Origin of the sequence: Herbaspirillum hiltneri N3, from assembly GCF_001267925.1 — a bacterium.
Classification (GTDB): Bacteria; Pseudomonadota; Gammaproteobacteria; order Burkholderiales; family Burkholderiaceae_D; genus Herbaspirillum; species Herbaspirillum hiltneri.
Genome location: NZ_CP011409.1, coordinates 3,137,589 through 3,155,537, shown reverse-complemented (window position 1 = coordinate 3,155,537; position 17,949 = coordinate 3,137,589). Strand labels below are relative to the sequence as shown.

At 60.7% G+C, this 17,949-nt stretch carries 19 protein-coding genes and 1 tRNA gene; 11 read left to right on the top strand and 9 right to left on the bottom strand.

Annotation, left to right across the window (positions count from 1 at the left end):
• Positions 1-17 precede the first annotated feature (17 nt).
• The 4 genes from rocF (at position 18) to F506_RS14315 (ending at position 3,472) form a co-directional block, all read left to right on the top strand.
• A complete protein-coding gene (gene rocF / locus F506_RS14330; RefSeq protein WP_053198480.1) occupies positions 18-950 on the top strand; it encodes an arginase in 933 nt (310 codons plus the stop codon).
• A gap of 191 nt (positions 951-1,141) precedes the next feature.
• Positions 1,142-1,921 carry a basic amino acid ABC transporter substrate-binding protein gene (locus tag F506_RS14325; protein WP_053198478.1) on the top strand — a complete coding sequence of 260 codons (780 nt, stop codon included), beginning with the start codon at positions 1,142-1,144 and terminating at the stop codon, positions 1,919-1,921.
• 79 nt (positions 1,922-2,000) lie between these two features.
• The gene (locus F506_RS14320; RefSeq protein WP_053198475.1) at positions 2,001-2,753 is read left to right on the top strand and encodes an amino acid ABC transporter permease; all 753 of its coding nucleotides are present in this window, start codon (positions 2,001-2,003) and stop codon (positions 2,751-2,753) included.
• Positions 2,750-3,472 carry an amino acid ABC transporter ATP-binding protein gene (locus tag F506_RS14315; RefSeq protein WP_053198474.1) on the top strand — a complete coding sequence of 241 codons (723 nt, stop codon included), beginning with the start codon at positions 2,750-2,752 and terminating at the stop codon, positions 3,470-3,472. Before F506_RS14320 ends, F506_RS14315 begins: the two co-directional genes overlap by 4 nt.
• Positions 3,473-3,547: 75 nt before the next feature.
• Here the strand turns inward: F506_RS14315 and F506_RS14310 are convergent, their stop codons facing one another.
• The 4 genes from F506_RS14310 to F506_RS14295 all read right to left on the bottom strand — a co-directional run bounded on the left by F506_RS14310 (position 3,548) and on the right by F506_RS14295 (position 6,879).
• The gene (locus tag F506_RS14310) at positions 3,548-4,582 is read right to left on the bottom strand and encodes a quinone-dependent dihydroorotate dehydrogenase (RefSeq protein ID WP_053201639.1); all 1,035 of its coding nucleotides are present in this window, start codon (positions 4,580-4,582) and stop codon (positions 3,548-3,550) included.
• A 99-nt stretch (positions 4,583-4,681) separates the two neighbouring features.
• The gene (locus F506_RS14305) at positions 4,682-5,410 is read right to left on the bottom strand and encodes an arginyltransferase (protein WP_053198472.1); all 729 of its coding nucleotides are present in this window, start codon (positions 5,408-5,410) and stop codon (positions 4,682-4,684) included.
• Between the two features lie 136 nt (positions 5,411-5,546).
• Positions 5,547-6,269, bottom strand: a complete 723-nt coding sequence (aat, locus tag F506_RS14300; protein ID WP_053198467.1) for a leucyl/phenylalanyl-tRNA--protein transferase — start codon at positions 6,267-6,269, stop codon at positions 5,547-5,549.
• Positions 6,270-6,294: 25 nt separating this feature from the next.
• Positions 6,295-6,879 (bottom strand): NUDIX hydrolase, encoded by a 585-nt coding sequence (locus F506_RS14295; protein ID WP_053198465.1) that lies wholly within the window; start codon positions 6,877-6,879, stop codon positions 6,295-6,297.
• A gap of 260 nt (positions 6,880-7,139) precedes the next feature.
• Between F506_RS14295 and F506_RS14290 the strand changes: the two genes are divergently transcribed.
• A tRNA-Met gene (locus F506_RS14290) sits at positions 7,140-7,216 on the top strand.
• 210 nt (positions 7,217-7,426) lie between these two features.
• Here F506_RS14290 and F506_RS14285 read toward each other — a convergent pair.
• A complete protein-coding gene (locus tag F506_RS14285) occupies positions 7,427-7,633 on the bottom strand; it encodes a hypothetical protein (RefSeq protein ID WP_053198463.1) in 207 nt (68 codons plus the stop codon).
• A gap of 116 nt (positions 7,634-7,749) precedes the next feature.
• Positions 7,750-8,064 carry a hypothetical protein gene (locus tag F506_RS14280; RefSeq protein ID WP_053198462.1) on the bottom strand — a complete coding sequence of 105 codons (315 nt, stop codon included), beginning with the start codon at positions 8,062-8,064 and terminating at the stop codon, positions 7,750-7,752.
• 187 nt (positions 8,065-8,251) lie between these two features.
• On the opposite strand from F506_RS14280, the gene aroQ reads away from it, so the two are divergent.
• Positions 8,252-8,845: a gamma subclass chorismate mutase AroQ gene (gene aroQ / locus F506_RS14275; RefSeq protein WP_053198460.1), complete on the top strand. Its 594-nt coding sequence runs from the start codon at positions 8,252-8,254 to the stop codon at positions 8,843-8,845.
• Between the two features lie 28 nt (positions 8,846-8,873).
• On the opposite strand, the gene F506_RS14270 is transcribed toward aroQ, so the two are convergent.
• Complete coding sequence (locus F506_RS14270; protein WP_053198459.1) at positions 8,874-9,569, bottom strand: M15 family metallopeptidase; 696 nt, start codon at positions 9,567-9,569, stop codon at positions 8,874-8,876.
• A gap of 352 nt (positions 9,570-9,921) precedes the next feature.
• On the opposite strand from F506_RS14270, the gene F506_RS22720 reads away from it, so the two are divergent.
• Positions 9,922-10,149 (top strand): hypothetical protein, encoded by a 228-nt coding sequence (locus F506_RS22720; protein ID WP_235471159.1) that lies wholly within the window; start codon positions 9,922-9,924, stop codon positions 10,147-10,149.
• A 254-nt stretch (positions 10,150-10,403) separates the two neighbouring features.
• Here F506_RS22720 and F506_RS14265 read toward each other — a convergent pair whose 3' ends face one another.
• Entirely contained in the window at positions 10,404-11,204 is an 801-nt protein-coding gene (locus F506_RS14265; RefSeq protein WP_144424059.1) for a MetQ/NlpA family ABC transporter substrate-binding protein, read from the bottom strand.
• A 151-nt stretch (positions 11,205-11,355) separates the two neighbouring features.
• Positions 11,356-12,111: a phosphodiester glycosidase family protein gene (locus tag F506_RS14260; RefSeq protein ID WP_327063275.1), complete on the bottom strand. Its 756-nt coding sequence runs from the start codon at positions 12,109-12,111 to the stop codon at positions 11,356-11,358.
• 344 nt (positions 12,112-12,455) lie between these two features.
• Between F506_RS14260 and F506_RS14255 the strand changes: the two genes are divergently transcribed.
• From F506_RS14255 to F506_RS14240, 4 genes are all read left to right on the top strand, one after another.
• A complete protein-coding gene (locus F506_RS14255; RefSeq protein ID WP_053198457.1) occupies positions 12,456-14,174 on the top strand; it encodes a methyl-accepting chemotaxis protein in 1,719 nt (572 codons plus the stop codon).
• 373 nt (positions 14,175-14,547) lie between these two features.
• The gene (locus F506_RS14250) at positions 14,548-15,690 is read left to right on the top strand and encodes a branched-chain amino acid ABC transporter substrate-binding protein (protein WP_053198455.1); all 1,143 of its coding nucleotides are present in this window, start codon (positions 14,548-14,550) and stop codon (positions 15,688-15,690) included.
• 105 nt (positions 15,691-15,795) lie between these two features.
• Complete coding sequence (gene livH / locus F506_RS14245) at positions 15,796-16,722, top strand: high-affinity branched-chain amino acid ABC transporter permease LivH (RefSeq protein ID WP_053198453.1); 927 nt, start codon at positions 15,796-15,798, stop codon at positions 16,720-16,722.
• A complete protein-coding gene (locus F506_RS14240; protein ID WP_053198451.1) occupies positions 16,722-17,948 on the top strand; it encodes a high-affinity branched-chain amino acid ABC transporter permease LivM in 1,227 nt (408 codons plus the stop codon). Before livH ends, F506_RS14240 begins: the two co-directional genes overlap by 1 nt.
• Position 17,949: the final 1 nt, after the last annotated feature.

The window sequence follows — 17,949 nt, the reverse complement described above, 5'->3', positions numbered from 1 at the left end:
AAAACTGAAGGAAACAAATGACAGAACTCCATAGCAAGGAAAGCAGGGAAATCCGCCTGATCGGCGCTCCCACCGATATCGGCGCCGGTCGTCGCGGCGCCTCGATGGGGCCTGAAGCGCTGCGCGTGGCGAACCTGCAGCAAGCCTTGCAGCAGCACGGTCTCGCCGTGACCGACGGCGGCGATGTCAGCGGCCCGCCCAATCCGCAGCAAGGCCCGGTGCAGGGTTTCCGCCATCTGGAACAAGTGGTGGCCTGGAACCGTGCGGTGCATGAAGCGGTGCACGGCGCCTTGCATCACGGCCAGGTACCGGTGCTGCTGGGCGGCGACCACGCGCTGGCGATCGGTTCGATTGCTGCGGTGGCGCAACATTGCCGCGAGCAGGGCAAGAAACTGCTGGTGCTCTGGCTGGATGCGCATGCCGACGCCAACACCAGCGACTCGACGCCGACCGGCAACATCCACGGCATGCCGGTGGCCTGTCTGCTGGGCGACGGCCCGGACGTGCTCACGCACATCGGCGGCCAGACGCCCGCGCTGCAACCGGACGCCATCCGCCAGATCGGCATTCGCAGCGTCGACCGCGACGAAAAACGCCACCTGCGCGAACTCGGCCTGCGCGTCTACGACATGCGCCACATCGACGAGCACGGCATGCGCGTGACGATGGAGCAGGCCCTGGCCGGCATTGATGCCGACACCCATTTGCACGTGAGCTTCGACATCGACTTCCTCGATCCGGCGGTGGCGCCCGGGGTGGGTACGGCGGTGCCGGGCGGACCGACCTACCGCGAAACCCAGCTGTGCATGGAAATGATCGCCGATACCGGCCGGCTTGCATCGCTCGACGTCATGGAGCTCAATCCGGCCTGCGACGTGCGCAACCAGACGGCCGAGCTGGTGGTGGAGCTGGTGGAGAGCCTGTTCGGAAAATCGACATTGATTCGATAAAAAAGTGATAAAAAATTAATAAATTGGCTGTTGACTGATCGCCGCATACCCCGGATCATGTCGGGTTCCGCGTTCCGGGCGGGTTTGCGGCGATTTGCGCAAATGCGGGTCCAGTCTCGAAATGCAAGCAGAATTCATCAACAGGCATTATCAACAAGCATCAACAACAAGCTTACTCAGGGAGAAAAACAATGTCGCTCAAGAAACTCGTCCTGCTCGCAGGCAGCGTGCTGGCTATGTCGCTGACCGCCGTCTCGGCCCAGGCAGCAGACCAGACTTATGTCGTCGGCGCAGGCGGCACTTACCGTCCGTTTGAATTCGAAACACCGAAGAAGGAACTGGTCGGTTTCGACATCGACATCATCAAGGCCATCGCCAAGGCGTCGGGCTTCCAGATCAAGCTGGTCAGCACGCCATGGGAAGGCATCTTCGCCACCCTGGGCCAGGGCGACCGCGACATCATCATTTCCGGCATCACCATCACTGAAAAGCGCGCCCAGATGGTCGACTTTTCGCTGCCGTACTTCCCGGCTGAACAAGTCATCATCACCGGCGCCGGCAACAAGGTGGCGGCACTGGCGGACCTGAAGAAACTGCAGGTCGGCGTGGTCAATTCCACCGCAGGCGACATCGTCATTTCGGAAGAAATCGGCAAGTCGAGCACCGCGATCCATCGTTTCGACAATACCCCGCTGATGCTCGAAGAGCTGTATCGCGGCGGCGTTGATGCGGCCATCGGCGACGTCGGCGTGATCAAGTTCTACATCAAGAGCCATCCCGAGAAGCAATTCAAGGTGGTCAGCGACGCCAAGTTCACCCGTCAATATTTCGGCATCGCCGTCAAGAAGGGTAACAAGGAACTGCAGGACAAGATCAACGCCGGCCTGAAGAAGATCGTCGCCGACGGCACCTACGCCAAGATCTACAAGGAATGGTTCGACGCCAACGTGCCGACGCTGCCGTTGCAATAATCCCGTCTGACATCATCACCACTCTGCCCACGAACCTGAACCTTCAGGGCGTGGGCAGATTCTTATCCGGATTGCATTCATGAATTCTTTCTTCCAATGGGAAATCATCGGCGAGTACCTGCCCTTGTTCGTCGAGGGTACGTGGATGACCATCAAGGTCGCGCTGATCTGCGTGATTTCCGGTACCTGCTGGGGCCTGGTGTTGGGCGTCGGCCGGCTGGCCGAGGCGCGCCATGGTTTCTGGAAATATTTCCTGCGTTACGCGGTGCAGTTGCCGGTGCGTTTTTATGTCAGCTTCCTGCGCGGCACGCCGCTGTTTGTGCAGATCCTGCTGATCCATTTCGCGCTGATGCCGATGCTGATCAATCCGAGCGGCGGTCTGATCCTGAGCGGCGACATTGCGCGTGAGATCCGTTCACAGTACGGCGCGTTCGCGTCGGCGGTGCTGGCAATCACGCTCAACTCCGGCGCCTATGTGTCGGAAATCTTCCGCGCCGGCATCCAGTCGATCGACCGCGGCCAGAGCGAAGCCTCGCGCTCGCTCGGCATGACTTACATGCAGACGCTGCGCAAGGTGGTGCTGCCGCAGGCGTTCCGGCGCATGCTGCCGCCGCTGGGCAACAACGCCATCGCCATCGTCAAGGATTCGTCGCTGGCCTCGGCCATCGGCCTGGCCGAGCTGGCCTATGCCGCGCGCACGGTCTCCGGTGCGTATGCGCGCTACTGGGAGCCGTACCTGACCATTTCGCTGGTCTACTGGGCGATTACCTTGCTGTTGTCGGCATTTGTCCGCCACCTCGAAACACGCTACGGCAAAGGAGATGCACGATGATCAGCGTCAAGCAATTGCAAAAGCAGTATGGCGAGGCGCACATCCTGCGCGGCATCGACTGCGAGATCAGGGAGAGCGAAGTGGTGTGCGTGATCGGACCTTCCGGTTCCGGCAAGAGCACTTTCCTGCGCTGCCTCAACGGTCTGGAAGAAGCGACCGACGGCGAGATCTTCATCGACGGCGTCAAGGTCAACGATCCGCACGTCAACCTGAACACGCTGCGTGCCGGCCTCGGCATGGTGTTCCAGCGCTTCAACCTGTTCCCGCACATGTCGGTGCTGGAAAATCTGATCATGGCGCCGATGCAGGTGAAGAAGTTGTCGCGCCGCGAGGCTGTGCTGGTGGCCGAAAAGCTGTTGCAGAAGGTCGGCCTGCTGGAAAAGATCGACGCGTTTCCGAACCAGTTGTCCGGCGGTCAGCAGCAGCGGGTGGCAATCGCCCGCGCGCTGGCGATGGAGCCCAAGGTCATGCTGTTCGACGAGCCGACCTCGGCGCTCGATCCGGAACTGGTGGGCGAAGTGCTGACCGTGATGAAGACGCTGGCCGAAGAGGGCATGACCATGGTGGTGGTCACGCATGAAATGGGCTTCGCGCGCGAAGTGTCGGACCGCGTGCTGTTCATCGACCAGGGCGTGATCATGGAAGAAGGTCCGCCGCAGCAGGTGCTGGGTGAGCCGAAGAATGAGCGCACCCGGGACTTCCTGCGCAAGGTACTGTAAGACTTACAGTCAACGCGCAATAAAAAACCGCCGTTGCATTTGCATGCAACGGCGGTTTTTTTATGCCGGACCGGTTCAGCGCAAGGCGTCCGCGCATTCCTTGACCAGCGCCGGGCCACGGTAGATCAGGCCTGAATACAACTGCACCATGGAGGCGCCGGCTTCCATCTTGGCCTTGGCGTTGCTGCCGCTGAGGATGCCGCCGACGCCGATGATCGGCAGTGCATCGCCGAGTTCGGCCTTGAGGCCGCGCACCACCTGGTTCGACAATTCGAACACCGGCGCTCCTGACAGGCCGCCGGCTTCGTCACCGTATTGCAAGCCCTTGACGGCGTCGCGTGTGATGGTGGTGTTGGTGGCGATGACGCCGTCGAGCTTGTGGCGCAGCAGTGCGTCGGCGATGTTCTTGATTTGCTCGCTGTCGATGTCCGGCGCGATCTTCAGCGCCACGGGTACGTAACGCTTGTGCAGGTCGGCCAGGCGCAGTTGCGCCTCCTTCAATTGCGACAGCAGGGCATCGAGTTCGGACGCGCCTTGCAGCTGGCGCAGGTTCTTGGTGTTGGGCGACGAGATGTTGACGGTCACGTAGCTGGCATAGGGATAGACCTTTTCCAGACAGTGCAGGTAATCGTCGGCGGCGCGTTCGATCGGGGTGTCGGCGTTCTTGCCGATGTTCAGGCCGAGCACGCCTTGCTTGCCTTGGTAGAAGCGCGATGCCTGCACATTGGCGACGAAGGCGTCGACGCCGCCGTTGTTGAAGCCCATGCGATTGATGATGGCGTGCGCGGCCGGCAGGCGGAACATGCGCGGTTTCGGATTGCCCGGCTGCGCGCGCGGCGTGACCGTGCCGATTTCAATCGAGCCGAAGCCGAGCGCCGCCAGGCCGTCGATGTAGGAACCGTCCTTGTCCAGGCCGGCGGCCAGGCCGACCGGATTGGGGAAGGTGACGCCCATGATCGTGCGCGGATCGGCGGCCGGCTTGCCGATGAAGCCGGTCAGGCCAAGCGCGGCGGCGCGGCGCAAGGCGGGCAAGGTCAGATGATGGGCGGATTCTGCGTCGAGGGAAAACAGCAGCGGACGGGCAAGGGCGTAAAGGAATTTATCGGACACGATGATGAGCTGGACAGGGGAGACGGCAATGAGCCGCAAGAAAAAGTGCCGCTATTTTAACGTGTCCGGGGTGCTTTTCCGCGCAAAACCGCTTCCAGGCTATTCGCGCAATGCGGTCCAGTTGCCGTCCTGCAATGCTTCCAGCGGCTGGAAGTTGGTCTTGTAGGCCATCTTGGCGCTTTCCTTGATCCAGTAGCCGAGGTAGACGTAGGGGATGCCAAGCTGGCGGGCTTGCTCGATCTGCCACAGGATGTTGTAGGTGCCGTAGGACGAGCCTTCGACATCGGGATCGTAGAAGGTGTAGACCGATGATAAGCCGTCGTCGAGCACATCGATGATGCTGACCATGCGCAGGGTGCCGTCGGCTTCGCGGAATTCCACCAGGCGCGTGTTGACCTTGCTCTGCAGCAGGAATTGCGCGTACTGGTCGCGGCTGTCCTGGTCCATGCCGCCGCCGGCGTGGCGCACCGACTGGTAGCGCAGGTACAGCTCGTAATGCTCGTAGGCGTAAGTCAGGTTGGTGACCAGCGTGACCAGCTCGCTGTTCTTGTTCCAGGCGCGGCGCTGGCTGCGGTTCGGGCTGAATTCGGCTGTCTTGATGCGCACCGGCGTACAGGCCTGGCAGCCGTCGCAATACGGACGATAGGTGAAGATGCCGCTGCGGCGGAATCCGGTCTTGACCAGTTCGGAATAGACATCGGCGTTGATCAGGTGCGACGGCGTGGCGACTTGCGAGCGGGCTTGCTGGTTATCCAGATAACTGCAGGGATAGGGAGCCGTTGCATAAAACTGCAACGTGGAAAACGGCAGGTCTTTGAGGTGCGTCATGGGCGTCCTGGTGTTGCAATCATTGGCAGCCGCTTCGCTGGGCGCGGCGGTGTAACGATTTCGTCACGATTCCCTGTAATTTACACTACTTTGAGGCGCTAGTAACTGCACCGGCCGCAGGGCTTCAAGCCAGGCGTCAGGCCGGGGGAAACAGGTCCAGCGGATGCCAGAAACCGATCTGCGGCGCCTCGATGGCTTGGCGCAGGTGTTTGATGAAGTCGCTGCGCGCAATCGGGATCGCACCCAGGGACGCCAGATGCGGCGTCTCCTGCTGGCAATCGATCATCTGCACGCCGTGGCGGCGCAGGAAATGCACCAGGTAGGCCAGCGCCACCTTGGAGGCGTCGGTCACGCGGGCAAACATCGACTCGCCGTAGAACATCTGGCCGATCGATACCCCGTAGGCGCCGCCGACCAGTTTTCCCTCCAGCCAGACTTCCGCCGAATGCGCATAACCGGCGCGGTGCAAGCCGCAATAGCCGTCGACGATGTCCTTGGAAATCCAGGTGCCGGCATCGTCGCGGCGCGGTCCGGCGCAGGCGCGCATGACGTCGCGGAAGGCCGAGTCGAAACGGATCTCCCAGCGCCGGTCGGTGTGGCGGCTGCGCTCGACCTTGCGCAGGGTTTTCCTGAGGCTGTCGGAGATGATGAAACGGTCGGTGTACAGCACCATGCGCGGATCGGTGCTCCACCACAGGATGGGCTGGCCTTCGGAGAACCACGGGAAGATGCCGTGGCGGTAGGCTTCGAGCAGGCGTTGCGGCGACAGGTCGGCGCCGGCGGCAAGCAAACCGGCCGGCTCGGCGAGCGCCTTGGAAACATCGGGGAAGGGCGAATCGACATCCAGCCAGGAAATCATGCGCGGTCCTCGCTCATTTCACGCTCTAGTCAGGCTGTTCCGGCTGCACCATGCGTTTGCGGATATCGTCGGTGTGCAGGCCGAAAACGCCGTCGCCGGTTTTGACCCTGGCAAGATCGGCAAAGAAGGAACGCAAAGTGTATTCCACCGTCGGGAAGGCGATCTCGGCCCAGGGAATCTCGTCCTCCCGGAACATCGTGACTTCCAGGCTTTCCGTACCGGCGGCGTAATCGAGGTCGAGCAGTTCGGCCAGGTAAAAGAAATGCACCTGATGCACGTGCGGCACGTTGATCAGCGAGAACAGCGCACCCAGCTTGATGCGGGCGCCGGCTTCTTCTTCGGTTTCGCGCTCGGCCGCCTCGGTGGTGGTTTCACTGTTTTCCATGAAGCCGGCCGGCAACGTCCAGTAGCCGTGACGCGGTTCGATGGCGCGCTTGCACAGCAGCACGCGCACTTCGCCGTCACGCTCCCAGACCGGGATCGAACCGACCACCATTTTTGGATTCTGGTAGTGAATGGCGCCGCAATTGCCGCAGACGAAGCGGGGGCGATTGTCATCGGGAGGAATCTGCAACGAAACCGGATGAGCGCATTCAGAACAAAATTTCATAAAAGGCGGCAGGCGTGTTTTTGTAGGAATGTCCGACGGCGAACAAGACGCCATCGTCTGTATGATGATTCACGGCAAATGCGAGGTAGAAGTGTATCACTGTCGCCAGGAGGGCTACTCTTTTATGCATGCATGCTTTCCCCAGCAAATTGCGATGCTTCTGCAAGGCGCGTGGGCCCTGAGGCACGTGCGCCATGCAAAGTATTCTCAGAGGAAGTTTGCACGGGAGTCGGATATGTCGTATAATCTATTTCTTCAGACGCGGGGTGGAGCAGTCTGGCAGCTCGTCGGGCTCATAACCCGAAGGTCGTAGGTTCAAATCCTGCCCCCGCAACCAAGATTCAGGCGAAAGCCCCGACTTCCAAAACGGATCGGGGCTTTTTGCTTTGTGGCGTGGACGACGTTGATCTGCATCCGCCGCGTCATGGGTTATTACGCCGCACCTGCGCAGTACAAACAAAAAAGCCACGCGAACGTGGCTTTTTTCATTTCTGCGCTCTCTAATACTAATACTGCGAGCATCGCCGGCATCGCCGCCGGCGCACCATCATGCCGTGACTTTGGCGCCGTCGCTTTGCACGATGGCGGTGGCGCCGTTGGTTTGCTTGGTTGCGGTGTTGGTGTCGGTCTTGATGTCGCCGCCGGCGTTGGCGACCAGCTTGGCGAAGTCGACGGTGGATTTGCGTTTGGATGCGGCTTGCTGTTGCGCGTGGACGTTGGCGGCAGCAGTGCTCGAAGATACGGTGTTGGTCATGTGGTCACCCCTATGAAAACTAATGGACGAAAAGCGAACGGACGAATTCTGTGTTCAGTTCCAGCGAAGCCAGTATAGGGGAGGACATCCGCGCGCCGGATGCCGTGCGGGAAAACTTACACAGCTTTACGAGCGTGAAGAGCCGGCGTCTGTTCCTTGCAACCACACTGCGAGCTCGGTTCGGGATCGTTCTCGTCATGGTCGTCGCTCTCCAGCGCCAGCATGGTTTCATACGCCTGCACCGCAGCGCGGCGATAGGCAAGGGAGTTGCTGCGGCGTTCGGCGGGCGAAGGGGCAATCGCGGGAGCTTTGACGATGCGACGCGACGTGGATGGCCGTGGCGGCAGTGGTGTAACCGGACGCTCGCGCGTGAGCCAGCTTACGAAAACAGGTAACAGCAGGATCGGCCAGAGCAGGAAAATGAATTGCATGACGTTGTGGGTGCTTGAAAGAGATGTCTTGCATTGTCTCCAGTCCGCGCGTCGCGCCATATAGGAAAAATCTCAAACTCCCGTGCCGCGGCGCGGGCGAGCAACGCATTGCAAGGCGGCAATGAGCCAGGGACAAGGAGTGGCGATTGTGTTCCAATGTCGGATCCCATTGTTGAGAGAGAACGTGATGAATTCATTGCGTCGCGCCGCGCGCCTGGCGCACCTGAGTGTGCTGTTGCAAGCCTTCGTTCTGGCATTGCTGCTGGCCGGCTGTCAATCCGTGCCGACCACGCCGGACGATGCCGCGCGCCAGAAAATCGACGGCTTGCTGATACTGATCGATCAGCGTCTCGACGTAGCCGTGAAAGTCGCGCAGACGAAATGGAATTCCGGTGCGCCGATCAATGATCCAGCGCGCGAGCGGCAGATACTCGATGACCTCACGACGTCGCTGAAGACCTCGGATGCGCAAGACAAGTCGTTCATGCGGCGCTTCTTCCAGGCGCAATTCGATGCGGGGAAAATCATCCAGCTTGCGCTGCATGCGCAATGGCGCCAGGAAGCGCATGCGCCTTTCGCCAATCCTCCCGATCTGGCGCGCGACATTCGCCCCGAGCTTGACCGCTTGACGCCATTGCTGATTGCCGCTGTGAATCAGGTGCGCCCGCTGCTGCAACAGCCGGCTGCGAAACGGTATCTGCAGCAACGCGCCGACACGCTGGTACGTGGCGACAGCAATGGCGCGGTGCGCGCGGAGGCGCTGCGGGTGTTGCTGGAGTAGTGTTGACGTTGTGCGGGCGAGCGCCGCTTCAGCGCTTGCTCAGTCCGGCACAAGCCTTGCGGCGCATCACGGGACTCGGCATGGCGACAATGTCGCTGCGCTGCATGCACGCGCCATAGCCTTGCGCATAGGATGCAAATTCGGCGCGTGCTGCGTCCTTTGGCAGCGCCACGAGGCGGGCGATGAAATCGCGGCTGCCGATTTCAAAATGCTGATAGTCGATCGGCTGTTTCCAATACCCGCCCCAGATCAGGAAGCCGTGCCGGAAGAAGACGTCCAGCACTTGTTCCGCCATGCCCAGCCTCGCTTCGCGTGAGACATACGCGCTCGCCGCCGGCGGCAGCACCATGACCTGTCCCGCTGCGTCCTTGCCAATGTACGGGTTCTGCAACGGATTGATGTCGATGGCGACGCCGTAGGCGTGCTTGGACCAGGCTCCGCCACCGGTGATTGGACGGCCGTTGAAGGCAGAACTGTTGTTGTGATCCATCGAGGCCTCATCGTCGCCGCGATAGACCTCCATCGGCTGCGCCCGCTGCAACGGGAAGTTTCGTTCCAGCAGTTCGGCGAAGATCGCCTGCACCTGCGGCGCAACGGCGTCGAGTACGACCATGCTGCCGTCGTCATGCAGCTCGCCCTGGAAATCGCGATAGGAGAACGTGACCAGCGCGAGGCGCTCGCAAGGCACGGGATTGGCCGCGCTCACTACCTGGTTTTCTTGCATCGCCGCGCATTGTCGGCTTGTCAACTGCGTGACGCCGGCCACGGCAATTCCGCTTGCCGCCAGGCCCCAGAGAGTAATCAGAGTGGCAAGAAAAAACGGCCGGCGCGATGGCGGGAAACAAGAGGGCATGAGCAGAAACGGAAAATTATCGGGAGGTTTTGTTGCGGATACTTACACAAAGATGCGCAATTCTCCTACAAGATGGCCGCGCCGGGGCGGGAACGATTGAATGTGAGGGTATCTAAATTTGTGGAGGTAGCAGGGGCTTGCTCAGTCCTTGCCGTACCCATTCTTGTTCAAACAACTCTTGGAGGCACTTATGCTAGTACGCCACGCAGTTTTAGCTTCAGTCATGTTTACAGCCCTGCTGGCTGGTTGCAACAAGCGCGATGAAGCGCCCGCCACGCCACCGCCGGCTACCGATTCGAGTGCGGCTCCGGCTCCGGCCACGCCAACTCCACCAGCGATGACGCCCCCACCGGCAGCGCCTGCCACTCCTGCACCGGATGCAGGCAGCAATGCAAGCACACCAGCAACGCCGCCGGCTGACGCAGGCGGCGCCAACGACAAGAAGCCTTAAGAAGCCGGTCGCATATCTGTAGCGCGAGGCCGCCGGCCAATGGCGGGCGGCACGCGGTCTTCAGTGAAATATGAAAGTATTGGACAAGGGTTTGGAAGAATTGCGAACTTTGTCCGCAAGAGGGAATCCTAAAAATGGTTGAACTGTTCCTTCAACCTCCCTCTTGAAAGGGATTTTGGCCCGCAGAACAGAGTCTGCGGGTCTTTTTTATGGGCGGACGGTTTTGCGGCCCGCCTCACAAGGCCATCGGATCTTCAGAACGCCGGCACCAGCGAACCCTTGAATTCGCTTTCGATGAAGCTGCGCACTTCCGGCGATTGATAGGCCTTCACGAGTTTCCTGGCCCATGGCTTGTCCTTGTCTTCCGTGCGCGTCACGATCAGGTTGGCGTAGCGGCCCTTGGCGTCTTCCACCGCAATGGTGTCGCGCTGCAGGGACAGGCCGGCCTTGACGGCGTAATCGTTATTGATCGATGCCGCCGCAAGGTCGTCCAGCGAGCGCGGCAATTGGGCGGCGTCCAGTTCGATCAGTTTCAGCTTCCGGGGGTTTTCGATCACATCGAGCGGGGTGGCGTTGACGCCGTTTTCACCGACGCCCGGCTTCAGTTTGATCAGGCCGTATTTTTGCAACAGCAGCAAGGCGCGGTTGCCGTTGGAGGGATCATTCTGGATGCCGATGGCGGCGCCTTGCGGCAGTTGATCGACGGATTTGTATTTCCTGGAATAGATGCCCAGCGGCGCAGTGATGGTCAGGCCGACCGGCGTCAGCTTGTAGCCGCGCGCCTTGATCTGGCTATCAAGAAAGGGCTGATGCTGGAAGGCGTTGGCGTCGAGGTCGCCGGCGTTGAGCGCTTCATTGGGCTGCAGGTAGTCGCTGAAGGTGACGATCTGGATCTCGAGGCCGTCGCGCGCGGCGACTTTCCTGACCACTTCGAAGGTCTGCTCGGCGTTGCCGACCGAGACGCCCACCTTGATCTTGTTTTTGTCCTGTGCCGAAACGGCATTGGCGCCCAGCGCCAGCAAAGCGAATAATATGGAAACCGACCAGCGACGCATTTTTTCTCCCGATGATACGTAGTGCCAGGCTCCGGAATGGGCGAGGCGAGCAAGGCGCGATGGTCACATATCGCCCGGCGCGGGAGAACGAAGGTTTTTGCATGTCGATATGCGCAAGCCGCATCGGCCGCAGATCGGTCTGTTTGTCTATCTATTTGTCCGCACTCTTCACCACCGCAATGATGGCCCCGAACGCCGGACCGATATCGGCTTCCAGCGAGGGATACATGCGCGAGATGTTGCCGTCGAGGTAGAGCGCGTCGACGCAGCCCAATCGGTCGCGCAGGAATAGCGCGAAATCATGGAAGCTGATAGGATTTCTGGCGATGGCCAGGATGACTTTCTGCGCGGGATCGATGCATACTGCGTTGCGCACGAACAGGTTGATCGAGCCCGGATCGAAGGCCGCGTTGATCTCGCCGTTGCGCAGCATCAGCGGCCCCGATTGCGTCGCATACACGGCCTGCGACAGCCAGCGCTCGCGGTCGCCGGCGAAGGTGGCCGTGTCGACAATGCGCGCGCGGTCTTCTTCGACCATGAACACGCCGTTGGGCTGCAGGTAGAAATTGCCGTAGGCGTCGCGCCGCGTGTTGAGTTTGCGCAGCGCCACGCCGCCTTCGACGTACAGCCCGAGCGGACGATGTTCCTTGTCGTAGATGCCTGCATTGGTAGCGCAGACCAGTTCCTTGCCTTGCGGGCGCAGCCAGTTGCGCAACGCCGAGAAGGTGCCGAAGACCTGGCCCGCAGGGTCCTTCCAGTACATGCGCAGGATGTCCTGCCGCAAATCGATCGTGCAGGTGTTGATGCTGATCTGCTGATAACGGTATTGGCGCAGCTCGGCCGCATCGGCGTGGGCAGCACGGAACAGGACGGCGGCGCACAGGGCCGCTGCGAGCAGTGGTAACAATCGGCGAGCAGGGTGAAATGGCTGGAGCATGCAGGCGAAGTCAGGCAGGCAAATCGTAAAGAATAACAAAGAGCGCTCAAGAAATCGCCTGAATTGCCGTAAAGAATCAAGTTCGCACGATGCATTCAAGCTTCACGGCGCCACTGTCCTGGCCGGGCGCAAGAAAAATAATACTGGAATGAAAACCTCATACGGAATCCGGCAAGCAGTCCTTCAACATCGCCGGCAAGCCACCAACGCCACAGGGGCAAATATAGCCCCGACGCTGTCTTCTGCTTTCTACCACGCTCCCCTGGCATCGCGGAGCGAGGCAATCGCACTTCCTTGATCCCTAAGAGCATCCCATGAAATGGTTTTACAACTTGAAAATCACCCACAAACTGTTGCTGTCGTTTGTGGCGGTACTGATATTGACGGCGCTTCTCGGCGTCTTTTCGGTCGCGCAGATTGCGCGCGTGAACCAGGCGTCCAACGACATCAGCACCAACTGGCTGCCGGCGATGCGCGCCGCGCTGCAAATGAAGGCCGCACTGAGCCGCGTCCGCGTCGCCGAACTGCAGCATATCCAGTCCGACAACGAAGAGGATTTCTCACGCTATGAGAAATCGATCGAAGGCCAACTGGCCGAGCTCAAGAAATTCGACAGCATTTATGCGCCACTGATTTCGGAGCCGGATGAGAAGATCATCTACCCCCAATTCAAGAAAAACCTCGCCGCTTACCTGGCTGAAAATCAGAAGATCGTAATGCTCGCGCGCGGCGGTCTCAGCGATGAGGCGCGCCTGCTGATTCGAGGCGACTCGACCAGGATCTACCTGGCGATGACCGAGCAGCTCGACCGCCTGAGCGGCATCAATGAAGCCGGCAGCGCCGTCGCCGATCAGACCGCCACCAGCACCTATGAAGCGGCGCGCATCTGGATCGTGGTGATCCTGGGCATCAGCGTGGCGCTCGGTTTGCTGCTGGCGTTCTGGGTGGCGGCGATGGTATCGCGTCCGTTGACGAACGCCGTCGAGATCGCCCAGCGGGTCGCCGCCGGCGACCTGACTGCGCGCATCGACGTCCAGTCGCGCGACGAGACCGGTCAGCTGATGGAAGCGCTCAAGGCCATGAACGACAGCCTGCTCAACATCGTATCGCAGGTGCGCACCGGCACCGACACCATCGCCACGGCGTCGACGCAGATCGCCAGCGGTAATCTGGACCTGTCGTCGCGTACGGAGGAGCAGGCCAGTTCTCTGGAAGAAACCGCATCGTCGATGGAAGAGCTGACCTCCACCGTCAAGCAGAATGCCGACAATGCGCGCCAGGCCAACCAACTGGCGGAATCGGCATCGGCCGTCGCGATCCAGGGCGGCAGCGTGGTCGGCCAGGTAGTCGACACCATGGGGGCAATCAACGAATCCTCGCGCAAGATCGTCGACATCATCAGCGTGATCGACGGTATCGCATTCCAGACCAATATCCTGGCTCTGAACGCGGCGGTGGAGGCGGCGCGCGCCGGTGAGCAGGGCCGCGGCTTCGCCGTTGTCGCGTCGGAAGTGCGCAGCCTGGCGCAACGCTCGGCCGCCGCCGCCAAGGAAATCAAGACTCTGATCGACGACTCGGTCGGCAAGGTTGATTCCGGCAGCAGGCTGGTCGAACAGGCCGGTGCGACGATGGCGGAAGTGGTTGCCAGCGTGAAGCGCGTCACCGACATCGTCGGCGAAATCAGTTCTGCCAGTCAGGAGCAGAGCGCCGGCATCGAGCAAGTCAACCAGGCCATCGCGCAAATGGACGAAGTCACCCAGCAGAATGCCGCGCTGGTGGAAGAAGCCGCTGCCGCAGCACAATCGCTGCAGGACCAGGCAACCACCTTGTCGGAAGTGGTCAGCGTGTTCAACATCGGCCAGGCGCAAGTCCGGGCCGCGAGCGGTGCAAAGAAGGCCGCGCCTGTCGCCGGGAGCGACCTCGGCATTACGCCGCGCATCACGCCGCGCACCACTGCACGGCAGCCCGGAAGCACGCCGAAACTGGTCGTTCCGAAGACGCCGGACAACGAGTCGGATTGGGAGCAATTCTAAGCATCCCGACAAGCCATCCGGAAACGCCGCACTGAGGAATTCAGGCGGCGTTTTTTTCTTGGGCGGCAAGGTTTTCGGGCGATTTCGGGGCGCTTTCGGGCCATTTCCGGCCATGCTGGGTGCGGCGCAACAAGCACGGATGTAGAAATATCGGGAAAGTTTTTTTTGTTTTTTGAACGAAAAATGTAAGGAATCTTGCCGGGACGCGCAAATATCGCAAATATGGGGGTGTCGGTATAAAAAAATCTGTCGTATATGACGGAAATGTTACACTCCTGCCCCATGGTGCCGGCATCGGCAAAGATGTCGCACCTTACCTATTACCTGCTCACGTTATTTACCTGTAACGCATAAATAAATTGGAGGAAATTCAATGAAAACCGCATTCCCTTTGAACCGCCGTCTGACAAAAATCGCCGTGGCCGTTGGTGTTGCCGTATCCGCCGTTTCGTTTGCCGGCGTTGCCCAGGCTGAAACCGTGAAGATCGCCATCGCCGGTCCGATGACTGGTGCAGTCGCCCAATACGGCGACATGGTCAAGGCAGGCGCACTGACCGCGATCGAGCAAATCAATGCAGCCGGCGGCGCTGGCGGCAACAAGTTTGAAGCAGTCCTGATGGATGACGCCTGTGAGCCGAAGCAAGCAGTTGCGGTCGCCAACAAGATCGTCAGCCAGGGCATCAAGTTCGTGATCGGTCATGTGTGCTCGGGTTCGACCATTCCTGCTTCCGATATCTATGAAAACGAAGGCGTCGTGATGATCACGCCGTCGGCGACTGCGCCTCAGCTGACCGAAGCCAAGCCGCACAAGTACATCTTCCGCACCATCGGCCGCGATGACCAGCAAGGTCCTGCCGCCGCCAAGTACGTGGTCGAAAAGCTGAAGCCGAAGAAGGCCGCCGTGCTGCACGACAAGCAGTCGTACGGTCAGGGCGTGGCGACTTCGGTCAAGGCCGGCCTGGACGCAGCGAAGATTCCCGTGGTCGTGTTTGAAGGCGTCAACGCCGGCGACAGCGACTATTCCGCCGTCATCACCAAACTCAAGTCGCAAGGCGTGGACTTCGTCTACTTCGGCGGCTACCACCCTGAAATGGGCCTGATCATGCGCCAGGCGCGCGAACAAGGCGTCAAGGCCGTGTTCATGGGCCCTGAAGGCGTCGGCAACAAGGACATCACGGCCATCGCCGGTCCTGCTTCCGAAGGCATGCTGGTGACACTGCCGGCCGACTTCGCCGCCGATCCTGCCAATGCCGCGCTGGTCAAGGCTTTCGCTGCGCAAAAGCGTGATCCTAACGGTCCGTTCCAGATGCCTGCCTACTCGGGCGTGAAGGTCATCGCCGATGCGATCACCGCCACCAAGTCGACCGATCCGACCAAGGTTGCCGCGTACATCCACGCCAATTCCTTCAAGACGCCGATCGGCACCGTGGACTACGACAAGAAGGGCGACCTGAAGTCGTTCAAGTTCGTGGTCTTCACCTGGCACAAAGACGCGACGAAGACTGAAGCCAAGTAATTTCCATCCCGGCTTGCAGTAGTCGTCCTTACTGACGTCCACCATGCAAATGCCCCATTGCGGTAAGAATGGGGCATTTGCACATCTATATTTGCCAGGTTTCCTATGAATGAACTGCTCCCTCAACTGACCCAGCAGCTTGTCAACGGGCTGAGTCTGGGCGCGATCTATGCGCTGATCGCCATCGGCTACACGATGGTCTACGGCATCATCGGCATGATCAATTTCGCGCACGGCGAAATCTACATGATGGGCTCCTATATCGGGCTGGTCACGCTCACCGCCATCGGCGTGCAGGCCGGCTATCCGCTGCCGCTGCTGCTGGGCGCCGCGCTGATCGTCTCGGTGGTGGTCACCGGCCTGTACGGCTGGACCGTCGAGCGCGTTGCGTATCGTCCGCTGCGCGGCGGACCGCGCCTGGTGCCATTGATTTCGGCGATCGGCATGTCGATCTTCCTGCAGAATTATGTGCAGATCGGCCAGGGCTCGCGCGACATGTCGGTGCCAGTGCTGATCTCGGGCGCCATCGAGTTCCAGATGGGCAGCGACTTCACCGTCACGATTCCGTATTCGCGCATGATCATCGTCGGCGTCACCTTGCTCCTGATGATCGGCCTGACGCTGTTCATCGCACGTTCGCGCATGGGCCGTGCCTGCCGCGCCTGCGCCGAAGACATGGGCATGGCGAACCTGCTCGGCATCGACACCAACCGCGTGATTTCCTTCACCTTCGTGCTGGGCGCGATGCTGGCGGCGGTGGGCGGCGTGCTGATCGCGCTGACCATCGGCAAGCTCAACCCGTATATCGGCTTCATTGCCGGCATCAAGGCGTTTACCGCGGCGGTGCTGGGCGGCATCGGCAGCATTCCCGGCGCGATGCTGGGCGGCGTGCTGCTGGGCCTGGCCGAAACCTTTGCCGCCGGCTACCTGCCGGCCGAGTACAAGGACGTGGTGTCCTTCGCCTTGCTGGTGCTGATCCTGTTGTTCCGTCCTACGGGTTTGCTGGGCAAGCCGGACGTGGAGAAAGTCTGATGCCGATTACACTTAAAAACGCCGTGGCGGCGGCGATCCTGACCGCCATCCTGACCACGCCGATGCTCGGCCTGCAGTTGCAGCTCGAAGGCTATCGCGTGGTACTCAATGCCCACTGGACCCCGGTGCTGATCGCCGTGCTGGTGGTGTTCGTGTTTCAGCTGATCAAGCCGACGCTGGCGCGCAGCACGAAGAAAGTGCGCCTGCCGGCGCTGCCGCAACTGCAGCCGCGCCAGCAGCGCTACGCCTTGCTGTTCCTCTTTGCGGTTGCGCTGGTGTGGCCGTTCTTCGGTTCGCGCGGCAACGTCGACGTGGTGACGCTGGCGCTGATCTACGTGATTCTCGGTCTCGGCCTGAATATTGTGGTCGGTTTCGCCGGCCTGCTCGATCTCGGCTATGTCGGTTTCTATGCGGTGGGCGGCTATACCTACGCCTTGCTGAACCAGTACTTCGGTTTCACATTCTGGGAATGCCTGCCGATTGCGGCCGGGATGTCGGCGCTGTTCGGCTTCATCCTCGGTTTCCCGGTGCTGCGTCTGCGCGGCGATTACCTGGCCATCGTGACCTTGGGCTTCGGTGAAATCATCCGCTTGCTGCTCAACAACATGACTTCGCTGACCGGCGGTCCCGACGGCGTCTCGGGGATTCCGAAACCGACCGTGTTCGGCATCGAAATGGCGCGCAGCGCCAGCGTCGAAGGCGGCACCACCTTCCACGACATGCTGGGCCTGACTTACCAGGGCGGCCACATGGTGATCTTCCTGTACTTCGTCGCGCTGCTGCTGGTGCTGTTCACGTATTTCGTGACCAGCCGCCTGATTCGCATGCCGATGGGTCGTGCGTGGGAAGCCCTGCGCGACGACGAAATCGCCTGCCGTTCGCTGGGCATCAATCCGACCAAGATCAAGCTGTCGGCATTTACGCTGGGCGCGGCGTTCGCCGGCCTGGCGGGCAGCTTCTTCGCCGCACGCCAGGGACTGGTGAATCCGGAATCGTTTACCTTCATCGAGTCGGCGCTGATCCTGGCGATCGTGGTGCTGGGCGGCATGGGCTCGCAGCTGGGCGTGATCCTGGCGGCGATCCTGCTGACCATCCTGCCGGAAGTGGCGCGCAGCTTTGCCGAATACCGCATGCTGATTTTCGGCCTGGTGATGGTGCTGATGATGATGTGGCGTCCGCAGGGCCTGTTGCCGGCGACGCGTCCTCATGTGGAGCTTCCACGATGAC

Excerpts from the sequence above, each read along its gene's own strand:
- F506_RS14270 (WP_053198459.1), bottom strand. The coding sequence starts at position 9,569 with ATGCAAGAAAACCAGGTAGTGAGCGCGGCCAATCCCGTGCCTTGCGAG.
- F506_RS14315 (WP_053198474.1), top strand. The coding sequence starts at position 2,750 with ATGATCAGCGTCAAGCAATTGCAAAAGCAGTATGGCGAGGCGCACATC.
- F506_RS14325 (WP_053198478.1), top strand. The coding sequence starts at position 1,142 with ATGTCGCTCAAGAAACTCGTCCTGCTCGCAGGCAGCGTGCTGGCTATG.
- aat (WP_053198467.1), bottom strand. The coding sequence starts at position 6,269 with ATGATTTCCTGGCTGGATGTCGATTCGCCCTTCCCCGATGTTTCCAAG.
- F506_RS14280 (WP_053198462.1), bottom strand. The coding sequence starts at position 8,064 with ATGCAATTCATTTTCCTGCTCTGGCCGATCCTGCTGTTACCTGTTTTC.
- livH (WP_053198453.1), top strand. The coding sequence starts at position 15,796 with ATGAATGAACTGCTCCCTCAACTGACCCAGCAGCTTGTCAACGGGCTG.
- F506_RS14250 (WP_053198455.1), top strand. The coding sequence starts at position 14,548 with ATGAAAACCGCATTCCCTTTGAACCGCCGTCTGACAAAAATCGCCGTG.
- F506_RS14320 (WP_053198475.1), top strand. The coding sequence starts at position 2,001 with ATGAATTCTTTCTTCCAATGGGAAATCATCGGCGAGTACCTGCCCTTG.
- F506_RS14285 (WP_053198463.1), bottom strand. The coding sequence starts at position 7,633 with ATGACCAACACCGTATCTTCGAGCACTGCTGCCGCCAACGTCCACGCG.
- F506_RS14305 (WP_053198472.1), bottom strand. The coding sequence starts at position 5,410 with ATGACGCACCTCAAAGACCTGCCGTTTTCCACGTTGCAGTTTTATGCA.
- F506_RS14255 (WP_053198457.1), top strand. The coding sequence starts at position 12,456 with ATGAAATGGTTTTACAACTTGAAAATCACCCACAAACTGTTGCTGTCG.
- F506_RS14265 (WP_144424059.1), bottom strand. The coding sequence starts at position 11,204 with ATGCGTCGCTGGTCGGTTTCCATATTATTCGCTTTGCTGGCGCTGGGC.
- rocF (WP_053198480.1), top strand. The coding sequence starts at position 18 with ATGACAGAACTCCATAGCAAGGAAAGCAGGGAAATCCGCCTGATCGGC.
- F506_RS14240 (WP_053198451.1), top strand. The coding sequence starts at position 16,722 with ATGCCGATTACACTTAAAAACGCCGTGGCGGCGGCGATCCTGACCGCC.
- F506_RS14295 (WP_053198465.1), bottom strand. The coding sequence starts at position 6,879 with ATGAAATTTTGTTCTGAATGCGCTCATCCGGTTTCGTTGCAGATTCCT.
- F506_RS22720 (WP_235471159.1), top strand. The coding sequence starts at position 9,922 with ATGTTTACAGCCCTGCTGGCTGGTTGCAACAAGCGCGATGAAGCGCCC.
- aroQ (WP_053198460.1), top strand. The coding sequence starts at position 8,252 with ATGAATTCATTGCGTCGCGCCGCGCGCCTGGCGCACCTGAGTGTGCTG.